The sequence below is a fragment of the Martelella sp. AMO21009 genome (assembly GCF_053484295.1).
Genome location: NZ_JBAKFR010000036.1, coordinates 22296 through 44455 on the forward strand (window position 1 = coordinate 22296; position 22160 = coordinate 44455).

The 22160-nt window shown below is 63.5% G+C and carries 13 protein-coding genes; 5 read left to right on the top strand and 8 right to left on the bottom strand.

Going from position 1 to position 22160, the window contains the following annotated elements:
• The first annotated feature begins 29 nt into the window (after positions 1-29).
• The 3 genes from V6766_RS22560 (at position 30) to V6766_RS22570 (ending at position 9007) form a co-directional block, all read left to right on the top strand.
• Positions 30-521, top strand: coding sequence for a hypothetical protein (locus V6766_RS22560; protein WP_448470418.1), 492 nt, complete (start codon positions 30-32; stop codon positions 519-521).
• A 243-nt stretch (positions 522-764) separates the two neighbouring features.
• Positions 765-7742, top strand: coding sequence for an autotransporter outer membrane beta-barrel domain-containing protein (locus V6766_RS22565; RefSeq protein WP_448470420.1), 6978 nt, complete (start codon positions 765-767; stop codon positions 7740-7742).
• Positions 7743-7834: 92 nt separating this feature from the next.
• Positions 7835-9007: a TIGR03032 family protein gene (locus V6766_RS22570; RefSeq protein ID WP_448470422.1), complete on the top strand. Its 1173-nt coding sequence runs from the start codon at positions 7835-7837 to the stop codon at positions 9005-9007.
• A 249-nt stretch (positions 9008-9256) separates the two neighbouring features.
• Here the strand turns inward: V6766_RS22570 and V6766_RS22575 are convergent, their stop codons facing one another.
• Together V6766_RS22575 and V6766_RS22580 are read right to left on the bottom strand one after the other, a co-directional pair.
• Positions 9257-9556: a UxaA family hydrolase gene (locus V6766_RS22575; RefSeq protein WP_448470424.1), complete on the bottom strand. Its 300-nt coding sequence runs from the start codon at positions 9554-9556 to the stop codon at positions 9257-9259.
• Positions 9553-10719 carry a UxaA family hydrolase gene (locus V6766_RS22580; RefSeq protein WP_448470426.1) on the bottom strand — a complete coding sequence of 389 codons (1167 nt, stop codon included), beginning with the start codon at positions 10717-10719 and terminating at the stop codon, positions 9553-9555. The genes V6766_RS22575 and V6766_RS22580 overlap by 4 nt, the downstream gene beginning before the upstream one ends.
• Before the next feature lie 426 nt (positions 10720-11145).
• Here V6766_RS22580 and V6766_RS22585 point away from each other — a divergent pair, with 426 nt between their 5' ends.
• Entirely contained in the window at positions 11146-11301 is a 156-nt protein-coding gene (locus tag V6766_RS22585) for a hypothetical protein (protein WP_448470428.1), read from the top strand.
• A gap of 36 nt (positions 11302-11337) precedes the next feature.
• Positions 11338-12879 carry an acetolactate synthase large subunit gene (locus tag V6766_RS22590; protein WP_448470442.1) on the top strand — a complete coding sequence of 514 codons (1542 nt, stop codon included), beginning with the start codon at positions 11338-11340 and terminating at the stop codon, positions 12877-12879.
• 218 nt (positions 12880-13097) lie between these two features.
• On the opposite strand, the gene cysG is transcribed toward V6766_RS22590, so the two are convergent.
• Genes cysG through V6766_RS22620 form a run of 6 tightly spaced genes read right to left on the bottom strand, consistent with a single transcriptional unit; the run spans position 13098 to position 21674 of the window.
• On the bottom strand, positions 13098-14597 hold the full coding sequence (gene cysG / locus V6766_RS22595; protein ID WP_448470430.1) for a siroheme synthase CysG: 1500 nt from the start codon (positions 14595-14597) through the stop codon (positions 13098-13100).
• A gap of 12 nt (positions 14598-14609) precedes the next feature.
• Positions 14610-14945 (bottom strand): nitrite reductase small subunit NirD, encoded by a 336-nt coding sequence (nirD, locus tag V6766_RS22600; protein ID WP_448470432.1) that lies wholly within the window; start codon positions 14943-14945, stop codon positions 14610-14612.
• A 10-nt stretch (positions 14946-14955) separates the two neighbouring features.
• A complete protein-coding gene (gene nirB / locus V6766_RS22605; protein ID WP_448470434.1) occupies positions 14956-17403 on the bottom strand; it encodes a nitrite reductase large subunit NirB in 2448 nt (815 codons plus the stop codon).
• Between the two features lie 5 nt (positions 17404-17408).
• Positions 17409-19175 carry an ABC transporter ATP-binding protein gene (locus V6766_RS22610; protein WP_448470436.1) on the bottom strand — a complete coding sequence of 589 codons (1767 nt, stop codon included), beginning with the start codon at positions 19173-19175 and terminating at the stop codon, positions 17409-17411.
• A 7-nt stretch (positions 19176-19182) separates the two neighbouring features.
• Entirely contained in the window at positions 19183-20259 is a 1077-nt protein-coding gene (locus V6766_RS22615; RefSeq protein ID WP_448470438.1) for an ABC transporter permease, read from the bottom strand.
• A gap of 41 nt (positions 20260-20300) precedes the next feature.
• A complete protein-coding gene (locus V6766_RS22620) occupies positions 20301-21674 on the bottom strand; it encodes a CmpA/NrtA family ABC transporter substrate-binding protein (protein ID WP_448470440.1) in 1374 nt (457 codons plus the stop codon).
• Between the last annotated feature and the right edge of the window lie 486 nt (positions 21675-22160).

Here is a 22160-nt window from a genome sequence, read left to right on the forward strand (position 1 = left end):
CTGACCCGCCCTTCCCTTCCGACAACAGAATGAAAGTGACCACCATGCTGATCGACGCTCTCGCCACGGGCCAGGGTCTCCCCGCCATCGAACCGAAACGCTTCGACAATACGCGCCTGAGCGGAATCTACCGGTCGCAACATCCGCAGAGCTACTGGAGCAACGGCCTGTTTCCCACCGGCTTCCGCCTGACGCTAACCATGCGCTTCGCGGAGAATTTCCTCGCCTATGAGGGCGTCAACGACACCAATCCCGACAAGCTCTACATCAACAAGTTCGATGCGACGCTCGACGACAAGCCCGCGCCGATTACGGGCAATGCCCGCTACAACGAAGTGCGCATCCGCCAGCTCGGCACCCTCGAATTCCAGGTGCTGGAACAGCTCGACGGCGACGTGATCATCGGCCAGTACTGGTGCTTTTCCGAGGACGCCTCGACGCTGATGCGCTGGGGCGTCGGCAAGGCGCCCGACGGCGCTTCCAAGGCATTCTTCGAGACCTTCGGCCGCGTCGCAGACTGATTCGCCAATTGAATTCGCGAGCGGAATCCGTCGCTTGGGATCCGCGATTCAGCCCGGAGTTTGGCCAAAAATACCAAAAAAAGTCCTGCGTCCGGCGGCCTTGGCGGAAAATTTCCTGATCAAACCGGGTAAAACACGTATTGTCATATGAAGTACCGCTAAAAGTGGCGGCCTGGGGGGACAATACGCATGAACAGGTCTGACACTCGGAAAGCGGCGGAGCGTCCCGCAGACCGGAAACGGATGAAATGGATCGCCTCGTCGATCCTGTTCCAGTCCACCGCCATTGCCGGAACGCTTGCCGGCGTTCCGCTGCCGCTCTATTCGCGCGGGTACACCCGCGCTTATGCGGCGGTGAGCTGCAATCCCTCTTCGGTGACGACGGAGACGGCGTCAAATATCGATGTAGACCAGTTCCAGCAGCGAAACACTGATGTCGCGGGCCAGACGATCAGTTGCACCATAGGCTCCGGAACCCTGACAGGCCCGCAATATGCCTATGGCGGCCCCTATATGGCGCTCTACAATGTCGGTGATGGCGGCAGTGACACCTATCGCGGCCAGACCTACAACGTCCATTCCAACTGGGCCTGGTCGGGATTTGGCGTCAGCGTCACCAACAATGCCGATATCACGGTCACCGAGGCCGGCGGCACGCAATTGCTGTTCGCCCCGGGCGGAAGCATAACGCTCAGCGACCTTCGCGTCTCGGATACGCAGTATAATGCGCTCGGCGCGGTCTCGCTCGGCGCGCTCAACTGGAGCGGCTCCGACGACAACATGAAGACCGGCGCCGGCAATGGCGGCGCGGTGACGATCATAAGCTCCGGCGATGTGTCGAGCACGGTCGGCGGCGGCATCTTCGCGCTCTCGCAGGGCGGCACCAACAAGCATGCCGACGATATCGGAAAACAATATGCCGGCAGCGGTTTCGCCGTTACCGTCAAATCCTACGGCACTGTCTCCGGTTCCCGTTTCGGAATTGCCGCGCTAAGCATCGGTGGACCCTCGACTTACAGCAGCGACAGCGACTTCTCCGGATCGGGGGACGGCGATTCCGTATATGTTTATGCCGGGGCCTCGGTCTCCGCCACCGCCAGCGGACCGGCGATCCTCGCTGCATCCTATGGCGGCAATACGCCTTACAACGTCAACAGTTTCGGCGATGGCGTGCAAGGCGGCAATGGCGGAAACAGCTTCGACCTGAGCGCAACCAACTGGCAGAATCGCCAGGCCTATACGGCAGCCAAGGTGCAGGTTGGCACCTCCTCCAAACCGATGGCCGGAACGATCAGCACGCAGTCCGCGGGCGCGGTCAATCTCTGGCTCAACAACCACACGGTTCAGCTGACACGCGAGACGGGTGCCGCGATCGCGGCGATCGCGCGCGGCGGCAACGGCCTTGCCGAAGGCGGCAAGCAGGCGATGTTCGGCGGTTCCGCGGTCCAGTCGAACGTCTATGTCTATGGCGCGTCAACGACAACCATCAAGACCAGCGGCTCACAGTCGCCGGGGATTTTCGCGCTCAGCCAGGGCGGCACGTCCTACGAGACGGACAAGGACGACAATGAGCGGCCAGGCGGATATGGCTCGGCGGTTCACGTGACCGTTTCAGGCGGCGGCACGATCTCGACCGGCGGCAGCAACGCGAGCGGCATTATCGCCCAGTCGCTGGGCGGCGGCGGCACATCGACGTTCAAGCAGACCAAGGGGATGGGGGCGCCGGCGGGCGCGGTCACGGTCTCCAGCGATTTTTCCATCGTCACGTCCGGCGATCATTCGCACGGCATCATCGCGCAGTCGGCCTCGGCTGCCGATGGCGACGGGATCTACACCAATGCCGGCACCGGCGCGCTGACCTGGGGAGACACCAGCGCCAGCGGGTCAACCAGCAGCGACGTGACGGTGACCAATTCGGGCAACATCACCGTTTACGGCATCGATTCGCACGGCATCGTCGCCCAATCGATCGGCGGCGGCGGCGGCCTTTTGCAGTCCACCGGAACGATATCGACCACGAGCTACGCCACCGGCTCGGCGGTTTCCGATCCGGGCGGCGGCCAGACGATTGGCGGACAGACCGCCGGCTCGGCCCCTGGTCAGGTCACCGTCACGAACAAGGGCAATATTTCCACCTATGGCGGCTATGCCGGCGCGAAGACTTCGGCCAGCAGTTCCGACCAGACGGCGCTTGGCGGCGGGATCGCGATCCTCGCGCAATCAATCGGCGGCGGCGGCGGCGTCAATACCGGCACCGGCGCCACGGGGGCGATCGGCGCGGGAACGGGTTCGTCATCCGGCAGCGGCAGCAATGGCGGGGCGGTCACCGTTCACAATTACGGCAATCTGACCACGGTGGGCTCGGAGGCGCACGGCATCGTCGCGCAATCGATCGGCGGCGGCGGCGGCCAGGGCCGGAACAAGAAGGGCCTATTCCACACCGTCGGCGGCGCCGGCGGGCCCGGCGGCGCGGGCGGAACCGTCGATCTCGTCACAGAATCTTCGACATCGATCACCCTTGGCGGCGACTATGCCATGGGCATGGTTGCCCAGTCGATCGGCGGCGGCGGCGGCGCGGGCGGTCAGGCAACCGCCTGGGGATTGTTCTTTTCCAGCGCGACCGGCGGTTCGGGCGGCGCCGGCGGTGCGGGTGGCCAGGCAAAGGTCACCCAATTCGGCTCGGGCACGAAGGGCGCCAGCGATTACAGCGCGCTTTCGACCAAGGGCGACCACGGCACCGGCATTCTGGTGCAGTCGATCGGCGGCGGCGGCGGGATCGGCGGCAATGGCAAATCGACCAGCGCCGGTTTCGGCATCGACATCTCGATTGCCCATGGTGGCTCCGGCGCTTACGGCGGCAGCGGGGGCGACGCGAAGGTCTATACCAACGGCGTTGTTGCCACCAGCGGCACGGATGCACAGGGGATCGTCGTCCAGTCGATCGGCGGCGGCGGCGGTTCGGGCGGCCAGGCCTCCTCCAAGGCGATTGCCGCCGGCGTGCCGTTCGACGAGGACGGCAACACGATCTCGTTTTCCGTTTCGATCGCCCATGGCGGGATCGGCGGCGCGGGCGGCGATGGCGGCACGGCCGAGGCGCATGTCTACAAGACCTCCAGAATTCAGACATCCGGCGATGGCGCGGCCGGCCTCGTGGTCCAGTCCATCGGCGGCGGCGGCGGCAATGGCGGCGATGCGACCGCCAGTTCCGTGGCCAAATCGATCACCTCCTGGCTGGCGGAAGACGAAGAGAAAGTCGACGCGGGCACGGATTTTGCCGTCTCGGTCAATTCCTATGTCGGCGGCTATGGCGGCGTTGGCGGCGTCGGCGGCACCGTCAGCGTCAGCCATTACGGCGCGATCAGCACCACGGGCGGCTATGCCGACGGCATTCTGGCGCATTCGATCGGCGGCGGCGGCGGTAATGCCGGAACCGGCTCCGGCTCGACCAAGGCGGCGGATGGCATCAAGACGGCCGCGTTGAATATCGGGCTCGGCGCCTATGGCGGCGCGGGCACCGATGGCGGCAGCGTCGACGTGCACATGGATGACGCCGGCGCTTCGATCTACACCGGCGGCCATGTGTCGCGCGGCATCTTCGCCCAGTCGATCGGCGGCGGCGGTGGCTCCTCCTCCGGGGGCGGCGGCAGCGGCGACGCGGACTGGGACATCACCATCGGTCTCGGCGCACAGGGTTCGGCGGGCGGCGATGGCGGCGCGGTGAGCATTTCGAGCGAAGGCGCGATCACCACCAAGGGCGACTGGTCGGATGCGATACTGGCCCAATCGATCGGGGGCGGCGGCGGCGCGGCCGGTTCCGGCAAGAGCTCGCTTTCCATCAAGGAAGACGAGGACGACGACAACGATGATGACGATGGCGGCGATGATGCCGAAGCGACGGAAACGTCGCTCGCCATGGTGTCATCATCGGATGAGGACGATGACGATGATGACGACGACAGCGACGACAAGACCCTTACATTCGGCGTAACTGTCGGCTCGACCGGCGGCGCGGGTGGAGCCGGAGGGGCGATCACCATCGGCAAGGACAGTTCGGGCACGGTCGTCGGCACCGGCACGATCCACACCTATGGCACGATGTCGGCCGGCATTGTGGCGCAGTCGATCGGCGGCGGCGGCGGCGCGGTGGCGATCTCCTCGGGCAGCGATGATTCCGATGACAGCGACACCTCCAGCAGTTGCGACACGTCCGGCGGCTCCAGCAGTTCGAGCAGCGACGATTCCAGCTCCGACGACAAGGATAGCTGCGCCACGCTCACCATCGGTTCGCAAGGCGGCAGCGGCGGCGATGGCGGCGCTGTCTCGGTCTATGCCGGCAGCATCTATACCGGCGGTTTTGCCTCCCACGGCATCGTCGCCCAGTCGATCGCGGGCGGCGGCGGCATCGGCTTTTCCTCCGGTCTTGCCGTTTCCAAGGTCAAGATCGGCCTCGGCGGCAAGGCGGACGGCAATGCCGGGACGGCGGGCACGGTAACCGTCAAGACCCTTTCCGACACCAAAATCGTCACCAAGGGCGATGCCGCGCAGGGCATCATTGCCCAGTCGATCGGTGGCGGCGGCGGTCTCTTCGGCGCGGCACTGGGCACCGACAGCGCGGTCAATGACGACAGCATATCGAAGATCTTGAGCGTGACCATGGGCTCCGGCAGCAATCCCGGCACGGCCCATGGCGGCAAGGCGGCGATCACCCACAGCGGCGCGATAACCACTTACGGCACGCGCTCGGTCGGCATCGTCGGTCAGTCGATCAGCGGCGGCGGCGGTTTCATGACGGCGGCTGAAACCGTGCTCGACGAGATCTCCTTCGTCCAGAAACAGGCGCCCAACAGCGCCGATGCGGTGACGGTCGACCTTGAGGAAGGTGCGTCCATCGTCACCTCCGGTGATGGCGCTTTCGGGATACTGGCGCAGACGATTACAGGCGGCGGCGGCGTGGCGGCCGATCTGGCACAGAAGCTCAACGCCTCCTACGGCTATTACGACAGCCTCTCGAGCGGCTCGAACTTCTACTACACAGACAACGGCAATGCCGACAGCGCCGGCACCGTTGGCGTCACCATCGCCTCCGGCGCATCGGTCAAGACCAGCGGCAAATATGCCCACGGCATCGTGGCGCAGGCCATCGGCGGTTCGGGCGGCATCTTCACGAAGAACGGCAAGACCTATGCCGGCACGCTTGGCCGCTTCAACAACACCAAGAACGGCGAGGCTGACGGCAATGCGCAATCCGGATCGCTTGCCGTAACGATCGGCGGTTCGGTTGCCGTGACGGACCCGACCGCATGGGGCGTGTGGGCCCAGACCACCGGCGAGACCATGACGCTGACGCTCGACAAGGGCGGATCGCTGACGGGCTCCACGGCCTCCGCCGTGAACGGAGCCTATCAGGGCGGCGCGGTCTATGCGTCGGCCGCCAAGCGGACCAGCATCACGCATAACAACTACGGCACGCTGACAGGCAATGTCGTGCACCACGCCTTCGATACATCATCGTCTTCCGCGGCCAATGGCGCGGTGCAGATGGCGGCGCTCGGCGGCACCAGCCTTCTCCTCAATCAGGGTACGGGCACGTTCGTGACCGGCGCGATCGCGGACGTCGACAGCGTGCTCAACGCCGGCAGCATTGATCCGGGCGGGGCATGGAACACGATTGCCACGACCTTTACCGGCGATCTGGCCGGCGTGGGTTCGGCGGGCAGCGCCTATGATGTCGCCGATCTCGGCCTTTCGACCGCGTTCTCGCCGTTCAGCTATTTCAAGCGCAGCGACCGGATCGACTGGCGCACGGAAAGCGCCAGCAAGGGCGGGCTGTTCACCAATCTCGATGTCGACATGGAGCACGGCACCGCCGACCGGCTGACGATTGCCGGCGATTTCGCCGGGACCTGGGGCGTCGACATCAACGCCAACGCCCTGCTGCCGCACACGCGCAGCGAGTTTCTGACGGTCGAGGGCAGCGACAGCTCGACGCTCACCGCTCTTTCCTCGCTGGTGTTCGATTTCACCGATGTTACCAAATCGGCAGAGGGCTGGTACGGTTTCTCGGTCGATAATGCGTATTTCACCGGTAATGGCGTCTCGCTCGGCAAGAATGCCGGCGAAGTCTCCAAGGCCATGCAACAGGCCTGGGACAAGATTGCCGACGACAGCGCAACGGAAGTGAAGTTTGCCGAAGACGAGATTTCGCTCGGCCAGGCCTTCGGCGCGTTCCATCAGTCCGAGCCGGACACCTTCTCCGACATGCTGCTGGAACTCGCCTCGCAGACGGCGGCGGCGCCGCTGGCGGATTCGCCATCTGCGGCGATCGCGGCGGCCAATAGCGTGCTGTCCTGCCCGGCCTTCGAGACCACCGGGGTGATGATGGACGAGGGCTCATGCGTGTGGAGCCGCGTGCTTGGCGGCGAGACGACGCAGGACGCCCATGGCGATGCTTCCGGCTATACGCAATCGGTAGGCGGGCTGCAGATCGGCGGCCAGACGGAGCTCAGCGATGGCTGGTTCCTCGGCTCGGGGCTCACCTATGAGAACAGTTGGTTCCGCAACGACAGCGGTTCGGAGAAGATGGATCAGCAATCCTTCACCGGCGCGGTCGCGCTGAAGCGGGAAATGGGCCCGTGGCTCTTCGGCCTTGTCGGCGGCGCGGGTTACAACTGGGGCGATTCCAAGCGCTACATCAACCTCGACACGCTCTCGGCCACGGCGCGGGGCGAACCGGATTCGGCGATGTTCTTCGCCCGGTTCCGCGCGTCCTATGAAATAGCCCTGGGCGATGAGTACTATATGCGCCCGAAGGTGGATTTCGACGTCATCAACATGCACCAGTTCGGCTATACCGAAACCGGCGCGGGCGCGTTGAACCTGATGGTCGACGGCAATTCCGACACCGCGTTCGGCGTGACCCCGGGCATCGAGTTTGGAGCACGGATTCCGTTCAAGGAGAACTGGCCGGCACGGCTTTACGGCGATCTCGGCGTGACCTTCCTGACATCGGATGAATGGGAGACGACGGCGCGGTTTGCCGGCCTCTCCTCAATGGACAGCTTCTCGACCTTCACGCCGATCGCCGATACGGTGGGCCATGTCTCGATCGGGCTCGACCTCGCGCAACGCCAGGGCATGGAGCTGAAGTTCCAGTATGACGGCTCGTTTGCCGACGACTATCAGTCGCATGTCGGCTCCGTGCGGTTCGGCTACCGGTTCTGATCAAGCAGCAGGCCACGGCCTGCCGAAAGCGCTGGAGAGCGGCAAAAGCTGTTGCCGCTCTCCCCAAGCCTACCAACGCACAGGAATGCCGCATGCCTGCCGATCCGCCCGAAAACCAAAGTGCCGCCGACGGCATCGCCGCGCCGCCCGTGCCGGACCGCGCGGATGCACCTGAGGCGCGGGTGGATCCCGCAGTGCTGCAGACCAATGTTACCTGTTCGCGCGGCTTTCCGCAGTGGCTTGCCATGCACAACTGCGCGCTCGCCTTTACCTCCTACCAGACCGGTCAGCTGTTTCTCGTCGGCACGCTGCCCAACGGGTCGCTGTCGCTTCACCAGCGCAATTTCGTGCGGGCCATGGGGCTGATCGGCGACGCCCAGCGCCTGCTTCTGGCTGGCCTTGCCCAGATCTGGCGCTTTGAAAACGTGCTGGCGCCCAATGAGCGCGCCAACGAACATTTCGACAAGCTCTATGTGCCGCGGCGCGGACAGACCGTATCGGACCTCGATGTCCATGAACTGGGTATCGACGCCGCCGGCCGGCTGCTTTTCGTCAACACCAAATATTCGTGTCTGGCAACCGACAGCGTCGCCCATTCGTTCAAGCCGGTCTGGCGCCCGCCCTTCATCTCCCGGCTGGCGCCGGAGGATCGCTGCCACCTGAACGGCCTTGCGATGGAGAACGGCATTCCGCGCTTCGTCACCTCCGTCTCGACATCGGACATCGTCGACGGCTGGCGCGAGCATCGCCGCGATGGCGGCGTGGTCGTGGATATCGAGACGGACGAGATTATCGCCGAAGGTCTGTCGATGCCGCATTCCCCGCGCCTGCATGACGGTGCGCTGTGGTTTCTTGATTCCGGCAATGGCTATCTCACCCGGCTCGACCTTCAAAGCAGATCCCGCGAGCGCGTTGCCTTCTGCCCCGGCTTTCTGCGCGGCCTGTCCTTCCATGACGGCCATGCCCTGGTCGGGCTTTCGCTGGCGCGGCGCGAGGGCGTGTTTTCCGGGCTCAACCTTCAGGACGAGCTCGAGCGCCGCAAGGCCGAGGCCTGGTGCGGGCTGCAGATCGTCAACACGGCCAATGGCGATATCGTCGAATGGCTGCGTCTCGAAGGCGGCATCAAGGAACTCTTCGACGTGCGCGTCCTGCCCGGCGTGCGCTGCCCGATGGCGCTGCCGACCTTCGGTCCCGAACTCGCCAGCTTCATCACCATCGAGGCGCCGGATCAGCCCTTGTCGGAACGCGGCTGGAAACCGGCGTGAAAGGCGTGTTGCGACGATCTCCAGATAGTCAAGCCGGCGCGCTTCACCGCAATGCATCGTGGATTCAGCGTTCGATGTCTCTGGCGCGCACGTCGCGCAGAATATCGGCAACATCTCTTGCAAGCAGCTCGGCGACCTTGGTGGCAATGCGCGGGAGAGCGGACGGCGGGCGCTGTTACCTTGCGAGATGGTTCGCGGCCCTCGAATATATCCTCCATTACCGCTTCTCCTCCTACGTGGTGTCAAAACTCAATTCACGCCATAGCGTGCACTTTTCAGGTTGCTGATGTGCAGATGGCTCCCCGCGGGGACATTTTTCGTGGTCATGCCGATCACCTCTCCCCCCTTGATCACAAGCGTCTTGTCGGCAAGCGGTTCGACCGTGAACTTGTGATAGCGTGGTATGACCTCCCTGATCTCCACGCGGCGCTCGCCGTCCGGCGACGTGATCAGCGCCATGTCCCCCGGCTCAAGCGGCATGAGCGCCAGAGCCACGTGGTCATCACTGTGGAGCATCAAGCCCGAATATTGCGTCGCGTTTTCCGTCATAGCGACTCTCCGCATCTGCTGATGGTCTCAGCCCCCTCGGACAGAATCTCGCCGTAGGTGAGCGTTCCCGAAGCGACGTCAACCATGTGCGCCAGCAGCATTTGCGTCGCCTCGGCGAAACCAAGCGCGCCCGTCAGAATGGCGCTGGCGTCGAAATCGATCTGCTCGGTCAGATTGGCGCAGGTATCGGCATTGGCCGACAGTTTGATGGTCGGCGCCAGCAGGCTGACGAAATTGTTTCCCGGACCTGTGGTGAACAGGATCATGTGGGCGCCCGCCGCGACGAAACCGGACAGGGACTCAGGGCTGTAATAGGGTTGATCCATCAGCCAGACGCCAGCCCCCTTGGGTGGCTCGCCCTGTTGTAGCAGGCCCTGTATCGGCACCGAACCCGATTTCCTGACGGCGCCGAGCGATTTTTCCTCAAGTGTCGAAAGGCCCATCGCTATATTGACCGGACCCGGATTTGTGCCGATCAGGTCAATCCCGGCCGCCTCGGCCCGATCTATCCGCCGGTTGATCGCATCGCGCAGCGCCTGCATGACTTCAGGCGTTTTGGCGCGCTTTTCCAGAAGGTGCTCGGCCCCGAACCATTCCATCGTCTCACCGGCAATGACCCTGCCGCCGGTGTTTGCGATGGCGTCGGCGACATGGCCAACCAGGGGGTTGGACGCAATCCCCGATGTCGTGTCGGATCGCCCGCACTCAACGCCGATGCACAGTTCCGACAGATCGGCCGGACTGCGGCGCGCAGCCGACAATTGCTTGAGTAGACGGGCGCCGGATCTGACGGCGGCATCGGTCAGGCGCAGGCTGTCATGACCGAAGTCATCGAGAACCAGCATTTCGACCGGGCGGCCCGACGCGGCAATCCTGTCGCGAAAACTCCGGCCTTCCGGAAAATTGCAGCTGACCACGAGCACGGCGCCGACATTCGGATGCAGCGCAAATCCTTCCAGCATGCGCAGCCTCAAGCTGGCATCCTCGGCTATGATGCCGCCCGTATAGGCGGTCGTGATAACCTTGGCCTGTTTCAAAATGCCGCCGATCCGCTGTGCAATAGGGACTGTCAGCCCAGATATCGAAAGGATCAGCAGGTCATTTCTCAGCCCGATCGAGCCGTCTGGCCTGCGATAGGCGTCAAAGTGGAAAGTGTCAGTCATCACTGTCGACCATCCTTGCTCCGAAAAAGTGTCCATTCCCATTCTAGCCTCTGCCGACCTGCCGGCCCGAGTTGCCGGAGAAGCAAAGGCAATCGCGATCCGTTCTCGCGCTTGTTTGTGCCCTAGAAGATCTTGCCGCCAGCCGGTGGGTCCACGACGCGCCGCCTCCCGTTACGGTTGCATATACTCTTCACTACCCCTCTCTTTTGTTCGCAATGTGTCCGCCGGTGCGACGGCAAAGACGCGCCCACCTGACAACGATACCGATAGGCGGGCAGATGGAGGAGCGCTCGCCTGGCGGAACCGGCATCAGTACATCCATGCAGAAAGACAATCTGCTACACTCGGTTCGCGGGAAAGGTATCCTCATATCGCCTTTTCCGCGCCGCAGTCTTATGGCGATATTTCCGAAAAGGAACGCTTCCGATGATGATGTTGAATGTTTATCGCTTGCGCGGCGACAGGTTTCACCGGCAGGCGCGTGGCCAGCGTGAGATGGCATTGGACCTCCGGCAGCGCGCGGATGGGAACGTGTCCGCCACTTTGTTTCTGGTTTTAAATCTGCGTCAGGCGTCATTCTGAGGGATAGGAGGAGAGCAAATGTCCATGCAAGCTGAAATGAATGGAGCCGAGAGTCTCGTCCGCACGCTCTTGAAATCGGGTGTCGATACCTGTTTTGCCAATCCGGGGACCAGCGAAATGCACTTCGTTGGCGCGTTGGATCGCATTCCGGGCATGCATTGTGTGCTCGGCCTTCAGGAAAATGTCGTAACCGGGATGGCGGACGGCTACTACCGGATCGCCGGCAAACCGGCCTGCACCCTGCTTCATTGCGGCCCGGGCCTGGCCAATGGAATGGCCAATCTGCACAATGCGCGCCGCGCGCGCGCCGGCATCGTCAACATCGTCGGCGATCAGGCCACCTATCACCGGCCGCTGGATGCTCCCCTGACCGCCGATACCGAGGGCATGGCGCGCACCGTTTCCCATTGGGTCCGCACCTGCTCGAATGCCCGGGATGTCGGGCGCGATGCAGCCGCTGCCGTGCAAGCGTCAAGCGCCGCGTCCGGCCAGATCGCAACGCTGATCCTTCCCGCGGATTCATCATGGAACACGGGCGGCGTGGTTGCAGAACCGCTTTCCGTGCCGCCGCCACCGCCGATCGACCCGCATGCCGTCACGACGGCGAGCCGCATCCTGCGCTCGCAAAAGAACGTCCTGATCCTGATTGCCGATCAGGCGACGCTTGCGCCTTCCCAGCACCTTGCCTGGCGCGTGGCCAAGGCGACCGGCGCCGACCTTATGGGCAGCTACACCAACGGACATTTGCAACGCGGGCGCGGGCGCGTTCCCCTGCCCCGCGTTCCTTATGTCGTCGATGCCGCGGTGGCGGCGCTCGAAAAATACGAGCATATCATTCTGGTGAACGCCGACCCGCCCGTCGGCTTCTTTGCCTATCCCAACCGGCCGTCGGCCTTGTATCGGCCGGATGCCCAGCTTCATGTCCTGTCCCGACCGGATCAGGATTCCGAGGCAGCGCTTCAGGCGCTCGTGGACGAGATCGGTGCACCGGAAACGGCCATTCCGGACCCTGGCCCCCTGCCCGCCGCCGGCACAGGCGCGCCAACGCCGGAGGGGCTGGCGCAAACCCTGGCCGCCCTGATGCCGGAGGGCGCCATCATATCGAACGAGAGCATTTCGTTCGGCGGATATCTCGAGCATTTCACCTATGCCGCCCCCGCGCATGACTGGCTCAATCTCGGCGGTGGGGCGATTGGCGACGGCCTTCCGGTTGCGACCGGCGCCGCGGTGGCATCCAGGGGCGAACGGCGGGTGATCAACCTGCAGGCGGATGGCTCGGCGATGTATTCCCTGCAATCCTTGTGGACACAGGCGCGCGAACAACTGCCCTGCACCACGATCCTGCTCAACAATCGCAGATACAATATCCTCATCGGCGAATACGAGAATGTCGGCGCCGAACCGGGCCCGACCGCAATGGGCATGCTGGATTTGTCCAGACCGGATCTGGACTGGGTGAAATTGGCCAACGGCATGGGGGTCGAGGCCGCCCGCGCGACGACGCTGGAGCAATGCGCGGACCTGATGCGCCAAAGCTTCAATCAGGCCGGCCCGTTCCTGATCGACCTGATCATCTGACCAGCCGGACCAAGGGCAATGCCTGCCGAGGCGGACCCCGTGGTCCGCTCCTTCGGCCCGGTTTTCAGGTCTGCTTGCGAGGTTCGGGTCTCGGATATGCGGGTTGACGCCGCATTGCTTGACGGACTGCCTCTGTCGTCGTGGCGCTACGCTGTAGAGTATGATCCAAAGTGCTTCCCGCCATCCACACGAGAAATTTCCACCATCAAAATCTGCGATCAGCCACCCAAACCAATCAACTGCGTTTGGGGAGCATGCATAGCCGATCGGTTTGAGTGACGGCCTTCATCATACTGGCCGCCTCGGCCAAGATTGCAGCGCGCGAAGACCTTGCCAATGCCGAACAGGACCGGGTTGTCGTGGCCGATCTCCGCCATGCCCCGGCCAAGGCTTGCGAGCGTGCCGTGCCAGCGCCTCTCATCCGCACGACTGATATTGGAGGCGATCAGGACCGGGGTTTCGGGCGGCAAGCCTTCCGCGATCAGCCGCGCACTGATTTCGCCCGCGGTGCGGCCGCCCATATAGAACATTGTCGTGGTCGTCGGGTCGGCGATGGCGCGCCAGTCGATATCCTCCGGCAACGCGCCCTTTTTCGAGTGCCCGGTGACGAAGCGGACCGACTGGGCGCAATCGCGATGGGTGAGCGAGGTGGTGGTTCCGGCGGCGAGCGCGCTTGCAGCGGTAATGCCGGGGATGACAGAGACCGGAATGCCCGCATCGCGAAGAGCCGCAATTTCCTCGCCGGACCGCCCGAACACCGAAGGATCGCCCGATTTCAGCCGCACGACGCGCTTTCCGACCCGCGCCAGATCGAGCATCATCCGGTTGATATCCTCCTGCCGGCAGCTTGTCCGCCCGCCGCGTTTTCCCACCAGCATGCGCTTCGCCTCGCGCCGCGCAAGTTCGAGGATTTCCGGCGAAATCAGGTCGTCGAACAGGATGACGTCGGCCGATTGCAGCGCCCGCATGGCCTTCAGCGTCAGGAGTTCCGGATCGCCCGGCCCCGCGCCGACGAGCGTGACGCTGCCGGTTTGCGGCGATGCCGCGATCTTCGTCGCACGCGCCAGAAGACGGTCGGCTGCACTATCATCAGGGCCGGAAGTACCAGAAAAACTCAGATCAACGAAATGCTCCCAGAAGGCCCGGCGCGGGCCGCCCGGTTTCAGCTTCTGGCCGATGGCATCGCGCAGGGAGGCGGCAAGCCCCGCCCATTCGGCAAGCGCCTTCGGCAGCAGCGTTTCGATCCGCCGCCGGATCGCCTGTCCCAGGATCGGCGCGGCACCGTCCGTGGAGATGCCGACGACAACCGGCGAGCGGTTGACGATCGAACCGAACTGGAAATCGCAATAATCCGGTTTGTCGATGACATTGACCGGTACGCCTTCCGCCTTCGCCCTTGTCCGGAAGGCCTGCGCCTCCGCATCGTTCTCGCAATCGCCCAGCGCCAGTTCAAACCCCGTCCAGTCGGCGGTCGACCAGTGCGCGCCGGAAAGCCGCACCCGGCCATCGGCTTCGAGCGCAAGCAGCACCTCGTCGGCGGCCTCGCGGCCCAGAAAGACCGTAACATCCGCCCCGGCGGCGGCCATAAGCTCTGCCTTCCAGGCGGCGGCATCGCTGCCGCCGGCGACCAGAACCGCCTTGCCCTTCAGCCGGAAGAACAGCGGCAGGACGGCGAGGTCCTCCATGCGGGCGGGTGTTTTTGCGCGTCCGGTGGCCATGGGTCCGCCTCCCTATTCCGCCGCCATCGGCAGGGCCGCAAGCGCGATCGAGAGGCGGCCGTCTTCAACGCGAACAGGATAGGTCTGCACCTCGCCCTCATCCGCGCCTTGCGCCGTGCCGCTTTCCAGCGAGATCACCATGTTATGCAATGGGCAGGTCACGGCCCTGCCATGCACCATGCCCTCGGACAACGGTCCGCCCTTGTGCGGGCAGCGGTCGTCGATGGCGAAGACCTCGTCCTCCGCGGTGCGGAACACCGCAATCCGCCCGAAACCTGTGTTGACGCAGCGCGCGCCGCGTTGCGGGATGTCGTCGATATGACCGATGGCGATGAAATCACTGCTCATGATGGGCTCCTCACTCCGCCGGCTCGGGATGGCCGACCACGGCCATCGGCTTGAACTCATGCTTGTCCTTGCCGGAGACGCGTTCCGACCACGGATCGACCTGGGCATATTTCTGGCTCTCGACGAAGCGGTCAAAATAGGCCTTGCGCTTTTCGGCATCGTCCATGATCTGGGCACGGACCTCGTCATAGCCGATGCGTTTTGCCCATTTGTAGATGCGCTCCAGATAGCGCGCCTGTTCGCGGTACATCTGGGTGAGCGCCACGATATGCTCCAGCGCCTCGTTCTCGGTCTTCACCATGCCGAGCACCTCAGTGCCCCGGATTTCGAGCCCGGCCGCACCCGCGAAATGGATTTCGAAGCCGGAATCGACGCAGATCACGCCGATATCCTTGCAGGTTGCCTCCGCGCAGTTGCGCGGGCAGCCGGAGACGGCGAGCTTCAGCTTGGCCGGCGTCCACGAGCCCCACATGAATTTTTCAAGGCGAACACCAAGCCCGGTCGAATCCTGCGTGCCGAAGCGGCACCAATCGCTGCCGACGCAGGTCTTCACCGTGCGCAGGCCCTTGGCATAGGCCTGGCCGGAAACGAAGCCCGCCTTGCCGAGATCGGCCCAGACCGCCGGCAGGTCCTCCTTCTTCACGCCCAGCATGTCGATGCGCTGGCCGCCGGTGCATTTGACGGTCGGGATCTCGTATTTGTCGACGACATCGGCAATCGCACGCAGCTCCTTCGACGAGGTAACCCCGCCCCACATGCGCGGCACCACCGAATAGGTGCCGTCCTTCTGGATATTGGCGTGGACGCGCTCGTTGATGAAGCGCGACTGATAGTCATCGGCATATTCGCCGGGCCAGTCGCAGACGAGGTAGTAGTTCAGCGCTGGCCGGCATTTGGCGCAGCCGCAGGAGGTTTTCCATTCAAGCTCCTGCATCACGGCGGGAATGGTCTTCAGCCCCTTGGCGCGGATCAGGCGGCGGACATCGTCATGGCCGAGATCGGTGCAGCCGCAAACCGGTTGCACGGCGGCGGGGTTATAGGCATCACCCAGCGTCAGCGCCATCAGCTGTTCGACGAGCCCGGTGCAGGTGCCGCAGGACGCCGAGGCCTTCGTGTGGGCGCGGACATCATCGAGCGAGGTCAGGCCCTTGTCCTTGATCGCGGCGACGATCTTGCCCTTGCAGATGCCGTTGCAGCCGCAGATTTCCGCGTCATCGGGAAGCGCCGCGACAGCGGCAGCCGGATCGGCAGCAGCACCGCCCTGATAGGCCTGGCCGTAGATCAGCGTCTCGCGCATTTCGGAAACGTCCATCCCGCGCTTCAGCATGTCGAAATACCAGGCGCCATCGGCGGTATCGCCATAAAGCACGGCGCCGATCACGCGGTTATCCTGCAGGATCACGCGCTTGTAGACACCGCGCGTGGCATCGCGCAGCACCACCTCCTCACGGTCCGGCCCCTCGGCGAAATCGCCGGCGGAAAACAGCTTGATGCCGGTGACCTTCAGCTTGGTGTTGACATGCGAGCCCTTGTATTCGGCCGCACCGCCGGCAAGCCTGTCGGCAAGCACGCCCGCACTCTCATAAAGCGGCGCGACCAGACCGTAGCAGGTGCCGCGATGCTCGGCGCATTCGCCGAGCGCGAAGATCGAAGGATCGGAGGTCGCCATGCCGTCATCGACGACGATGCCGCGATTGGTTTCCAGTCCAGCATCCTTGGCAAGCCCTGCCGCCGGACGGATGCCGACCGCCATCACCACCATGTCGGCGGAGATGATGCGGCCGTCCTCCAGTTCGACGCCCTCGACCCTGCCCTCTCCAAGGATTTGCTTGGTGTTGGCCTTGGTGATGATCTCGATGCCGCGATCGTCGAGCGCCTTTTCCAGCAGATAGGCCGCTGCCGGGTCGAGCTGCCGCTCCATGATCGTGTCCATCAGGTGCAGCACGGTGACGCTCATGCCGCGCTGCTTCAGCCCGTAGGCCGCCTCAAGCCCAAGAAGCCCACCGCCGATGACAACCGCATGGCCCTGCCCCGCGGCAATCTTCAGCATCTTCTCGACATCATCGAGGTCGCGATAGGCGAGCACGCCGGGCAGATCATGCCCCGGCACCGGGATGATGAAGGGCGCGGAGCCGGTCGCGATCACCAGCCGGTCATAGGCCGCTGTGATGCCGTTTTCGGCGGTGACGGTCTTCGCCTCGCGGTCGATCTTCGCGACCTTCGCGCCGCGATGCAGCGTCACGCCGTTCGCCTCATACCAATCATCGCCATGGATGATGATGTCTTCATAGGTCTTCTCGCCCGAAAGCACGGGCGACAGCATGATGCGGTCGTAATTCACCCGCGGCTCGGCGTTGAAGATGGTGACGTCATAGAGACCGGGCGCGCGCTCGAACAGGTCTTCGAGCATGCGGCCGGGGGCCATGCCGTTTCCGATGATGACGAGTTTCTGGGCCATGATATCTACTCCGCTGCGACGCGTTTGTTGCAGGTCTGCCGGCTGATGCGCTGGTCGCGCTTCTGCCTGATGGCGGCGAGTTGGTCTTCGGCCGGCTCCGCACCGCCCTCATAGGCTTCGAGAAACTCCAGCAATTCCTCGCGGTAGGCGTAGTAATCCGGATGATCGAGCAGCGCCTTTCGCGAGCGCGGACGCGGCAGGTCGACCTCCATGATGTTGCCGATGCGGGCATTGGGCCCGTTCGACATCATCACCACCCGGTCGGCCAGGAGAATGGCCTCGTCGACGTCGTGGGTGACGCAGATGGCGGTGACCTTGGTGCGCGACCACACTTCCATCAGCACCTCCTGCAGCTCCCAGCGCGTCAGGCTGTCGAGCATGCCGAAGGGCTCGTCGAGCAGCAGCAGTTTCGGCGACAGCGCGAAGGCGCGGGCGATGCCAACGCGCTGCTTCATGCCGTTCGACATGTCGGCTGCCGCCCGGTGCATGGCATCGCCAAGGCCGACGCGCTCGAGATAATATTCGACGATATCGCGGCGCTCGGCCGGGCTTGCCTTCGGATAGACCCGGTCAACGCCGAGGGCGACATTCTCGCGCGCCGTCAGCCATGGCATCAGCGAGGGGGCCTGAAACACCACGGCGCGGTCCGGCCCGGCGCCGGAAATCTCGCGGCCATCGAGAATGATGCCGCCGGCATTGATCGGGTTCAGCCCCGCCGCCATGGAGAGCACCGTGGATTTTCCGCAGCCGGAGTGGCCGATCACGGAAATGAACTCGCCCTTCTTCATCTTCAGGTCGAAGCCGTCGACGACGGTGAGCGGGCCCTTGGGCGTCGGATAGATCTTGGTGACGCTAGAAAATTCGACATAGCCGCTCTCGATGGGCGATTGCGCCTTTTCGCGATAGGCGGCCGGCAGCGGCTTCGAGGTCGACTTGATCGAAATCGGGACGACATTGGGAAGCGCTTCGACACGGCTCGTTTCCGGTTTGGCGCTGAGGCCGACATCCATCAGATATTCGGTGATCGACGCGCGCAGGCGGATGAAATCGGGGTCGGAGTTCATCGCCGCACGCTCGCGCGGCCGGGCGATATTCACATCGAAGGACGGGCCGAAAGTGGCGTTGGGACCGGGGGTGAGCGGCACGATCCGGTCTGCCAGAAGAATGGCCTCGTCGACATCATTGGTGACGAGGATGATGGTCTTCTTCTCTTTCTGCGAGATATCGGCAAGCTCGTCCTGAAGCTTGGCGCGGGTCAGCGCATCGAGCGCCGACAGCGGCTCGTCGAGCAGCAGCAGGTCCGGCTGCATGGCAAGCGCGCGGGCGACCGAGACGCGCTGGCGCATGCCGCCGGACAGTTCCGACGGCTTGCGGTCGCGGGCATGTTTCAGGCCAACCATCGCCACATACCAGTCGACGAGCGCGGCCCGCTCCTTTGCCGGTTTTTCCTGATGCACGGCGTCGACGGCAAGCCGCACATTGGCCTCCACCGAAAGCCAGGGCATCAGCGCATAGTTCTGGAACACGATACCGCGCTTTGGCGACGGGCCTTCGACCTTTTCGCCGCGAAACAGGATTTCGCCGCCGTCCGGCTTTTCGAGACCGGCGAGCATCGACATCAGCGTCGTCTTGCCCGCGCCGGAAAAGCCGAGGATCGCGATAAACTCGCCTTCCTGCACATCGAGCGAGATATCGGAGAGCACCGGGTTGCGCCTGACGCCTTTGCCAAAGCCCTTTTCGACATTGTTCAGCTGGAGAATGGGTTTCATCATGCTCTCCTTACCGGTTCGCCGAATAGGTGAAGGCGGTCTGCAGCGCGAACATCACCCGGTCGAGGAAGAAGCCGATCAGGCCGATGGTAATCACCGCGACCATGATGCGGGCGAGCGAGTCTGAAGAACCGTTCTGGAACTCGTCCCAGACGAATTTGCCGAGGCCGGGGTTCTGCGCCAGCATTTCCGCGGCGATCAGCACCATCCAGCCCACACCGAGGGACAACCGCATGCCGGTGAAGATCAGCGGCAATGAGGATGGCAGCACCAGCTTGCGGATCGTCGTCCAGGTGGACAGTTGCAGCACCTTGCCGACATTGACGAGATCGCGATCGATCGAGGCGACGCCGAGCGCCGTGTTGATGATCGTCGGCCAGATGGAACAGAGCGTCACCGTGACGGCGGAAATCACCATGGATTTCGGCAGGAGGTCGCTCGGGTTCTGGTAAAGGGCTGCCACTACCATCGTCACGATCGGCAGCCAGGCGAGCGGCGAGACCGGCTTGAACAATTGGATCAGCGGATTGATCGCCCCCTCGAAGGTTTTCGACAACCCGCAGGCGATGCCGACAGGGACGGCGATCGCCGTGCCAATGAAGAAGCCGAGCGCAACCGTCATCAGCGAGGTCCAGATCTGGTCGAAATAGGTCGGCTTTCCGGTATAGGGGCGAACCTTGACGCGGTCGGCATAGCCCTCGGCAATCAGCATCTGGTTGCGCTCGTCCTGGCGGGCGTAAAATTCTTCGGCCTTCTGCCGCTCGGCGAAATGATCGTCCATCAGCACCTCGGCCTGGTGGAATACCGCCGCCGGGCCGGGGATCGCGCCCAGCGAGGTCTGCACCTTCGGCGCCAGAAACGCCCAGGCGGCGAGGAAGGCGAGGATACCGACAAGCGGCACCAGCAGCATCTGCTTCAGATCCGCCCATTGCTCCGACGGCGTGTCGCCGGCGGCAAGCTTCAGAAGCGGCACGACGAAGCCGAGGCCGAAGGGGGCGAGCACCTTGCCCGCCCGGTTGATCCGGGCGATGCGCCGCTCGCGGCGGGCGGCGATTTCGGGGTCCATCATGTCTGTGGCAATGGTCATAACGTCTGAGCCTTCCTTGTCCGTGCCGGTGTCAATCGCGCTCAGCGGCCGGCGATCTTGTTGCCGTCGATCACCTCATCGCCCTTCAGGCCGATCGGGAAGCTGTCGAGATAGGCGTTCGGATGACGCCCGTCATAGGTCACGCCGTCGATAAATTCGCTGGTGGCGGGCTTGTAGCCGTCGGTGTCGAAGGGGAAGTCGGCTTCCGTGGCATGGCCCTCCTCGATCAGCTGGCGGGCGGCTTCCAGGTAGATGTCGGGGCGGTAGACCTCGCTTGCGACATCGGCATACCAGCCATCGGCCTTCGGCTCGGCGATCTGGCCCCAGCGGCGCATCTGGGTCAGGTACCAGACGGCATCGGAATAATAGGGATAGGTGGCATAGTGGCGGAAGAAGACGTTGAAGTCTGCGGCCGGGCGCTTGTCGCCTTTCTCATATTCGAACGTGCCGGTCATCGAATTGGCGATCACCTCGGCGTCGGCGCCGACATATTCCGGCCGCGACAGGATTTCGACCGCCTCTTCGCGGTTGGCATTGTCGTTTTCGTCCAGCCACATGGCCGCGCGGATCAGGGCCTTGGTCAGTCCCAGCGTTGTCTGCGGATATTTTTCCGTGAATTCCTCGGTCAGACCGAAGACCTTTTCCGGGTTGTTTTTCCAGATATCGTAGTCCGTGACCACTGGCACGCCGATGCCCTTGAACACCGCCGCCTGGTTCCACGGCTCTCCGACGCAATAGCCCTCGATCGTGCCGGCCTCCATCGTCGCCGGCATCTGCGGCGGCGGGGTGACGGAAAGCAGCGCATCGGCCTGGATCTGGCCGGAGACATCGCTCGGCGAATAATAGCCGGGATTGATGCCGCCGGCAGCAAGCCAGTAGCGCAGCTCGTAATTATGGGTGGAGACCGGGAAGACCATGCCCATCTTGAACGGCTTGCCCTCGGCCCGGTAGGCCTCGACCACCGGCTTCAGCGCATCGGCCTTGATCGGATGTTCCGGCTTGCCATCGGGACCTGCAGGAATATTTTCCTTCATCCGGTCCCAGACCGCATTCGAGACCGTGATCGCGTTGCCGTTGAGATCCATCGAGAACGGCGTGACGATATCCGCCTTGGTGCCATAGCCGATGGTCGCCGCCAGCGGCTGGCCGGCCAGCATATGCGCGCCGTCGAGCTCCCCGGTGATCACCCGGTCGAGCAGCACCTTCCAGTTCGCTTGCGCCTCCAGCGTGACGTAAAGCCCTTCGTCCTCGAAGAAGTGCATCTCCTTGGCAATCGCCAGCGGCGCCATATCGGTCAGCTTGATGAAGCCGATGGTCAGTTCGTCCTTTTCGGGAAACAGCATTTCGGCATGGGTGGCCGTCGCCGCGAATGTCAGCGAACAGAGCATGGTGGCAGAGCAAAGGAAATGGCGCATGGCGTCCTCCAGATGGATCGGGAATGTCGGAAAAACGAAAAAAACCGCCTAACGGTCCTCGGGCCATTTCTGGCTCGAATGCGTTGGCGGCGTTGCCTGGCACCCTCCATTGGGCACCGAATTCTTGAGACTTATGGAAACACACTATGTCGCTTCAGACAAGCGGCATCAGTGGATTTTTGCATAAAAAATATCTTTATAAAGAATTTGCCTTCATTTTATGCAAATGCATCCGAGAGGCGCACAAAATACAAGCTTGGATACGCTTTGATAGACCTATCCCTTCTACGGACGTCATCCTTGGGCCTGTCCCGAGGAACTAACCACAGTTCCGCACGAGCGGCGTTGGCGTTTCGTAATGGACTGTATTCAAAAAGGCTTTTCATCCAACACGCCTGTCGCATTGAGACGTGCTTAGATGCTCGGGACAGGCCCGAGCATTGTTTGTTGGATCTGCGCTATTGTTGTGATGCAGCTGCGGGCCGC

What these genes read in the sequence shown, in the direction of transcription:
- V6766_RS22560 (WP_448470418.1), top strand. Translation starts at nt 30, where the DNA reads ATGAAAGTGACCACCATGCTGATCGACGCTCTCGCCACGGGCCAGGGT.
- nirD (WP_448470432.1), bottom strand. Translation starts at nt 14,945, where the DNA reads ATGAGCAGTGATTTCATCGCCATCGGTCATATCGACGACATCCCGCAA.
- V6766_RS22610 (WP_448470436.1), bottom strand. Translation starts at nt 19,175, where the DNA reads ATGATGAAACCCATTCTCCAGCTGAACAATGTCGAAAAGGGCTTTGGC.
- V6766_RS22590 (WP_448470442.1), top strand. Translation starts at nt 11,338, where the DNA reads ATGAATGGAGCCGAGAGTCTCGTCCGCACGCTCTTGAAATCGGGTGTC.
- V6766_RS22580 (WP_448470426.1), bottom strand. Translation starts at nt 10,719, where the DNA reads ATGACTGACACTTTCCACTTTGACGCCTATCGCAGGCCAGACGGCTCG.
- V6766_RS22575 (WP_448470424.1), bottom strand. Translation starts at nt 9,556, where the DNA reads ATGACGGAAAACGCGACGCAATATTCGGGCTTGATGCTCCACAGTGAT.
- V6766_RS22615 (WP_448470438.1), bottom strand. Translation starts at nt 20,259, where the DNA reads ATGACCATTGCCACAGACATGATGGACCCCGAAATCGCCGCCCGCCGC.
- V6766_RS22570 (WP_448470422.1), top strand. Translation starts at nt 7,835, where the DNA reads ATGCCTGCCGATCCGCCCGAAAACCAAAGTGCCGCCGACGGCATCGCC.
- V6766_RS22620 (WP_448470440.1), bottom strand. Translation starts at nt 21,674, where the DNA reads ATGCGCCATTTCCTTTGCTCTGCCACCATGCTCTGTTCGCTGACATTC.
- V6766_RS22585 (WP_448470428.1), top strand. Translation starts at nt 11,146, where the DNA reads ATGATGATGTTGAATGTTTATCGCTTGCGCGGCGACAGGTTTCACCGG.
- cysG (WP_448470430.1), bottom strand. Translation starts at nt 14,597, where the DNA reads ATGGCCACCGGACGCGCAAAAACACCCGCCCGCATGGAGGACCTCGCC.
- V6766_RS22565 (WP_448470420.1), top strand. Translation starts at nt 765, where the DNA reads ATGAAATGGATCGCCTCGTCGATCCTGTTCCAGTCCACCGCCATTGCC.
- nirB (WP_448470434.1), bottom strand. Translation starts at nt 17,403, where the DNA reads ATGGCCCAGAAACTCGTCATCATCGGAAACGGCATGGCCCCCGGCCGC.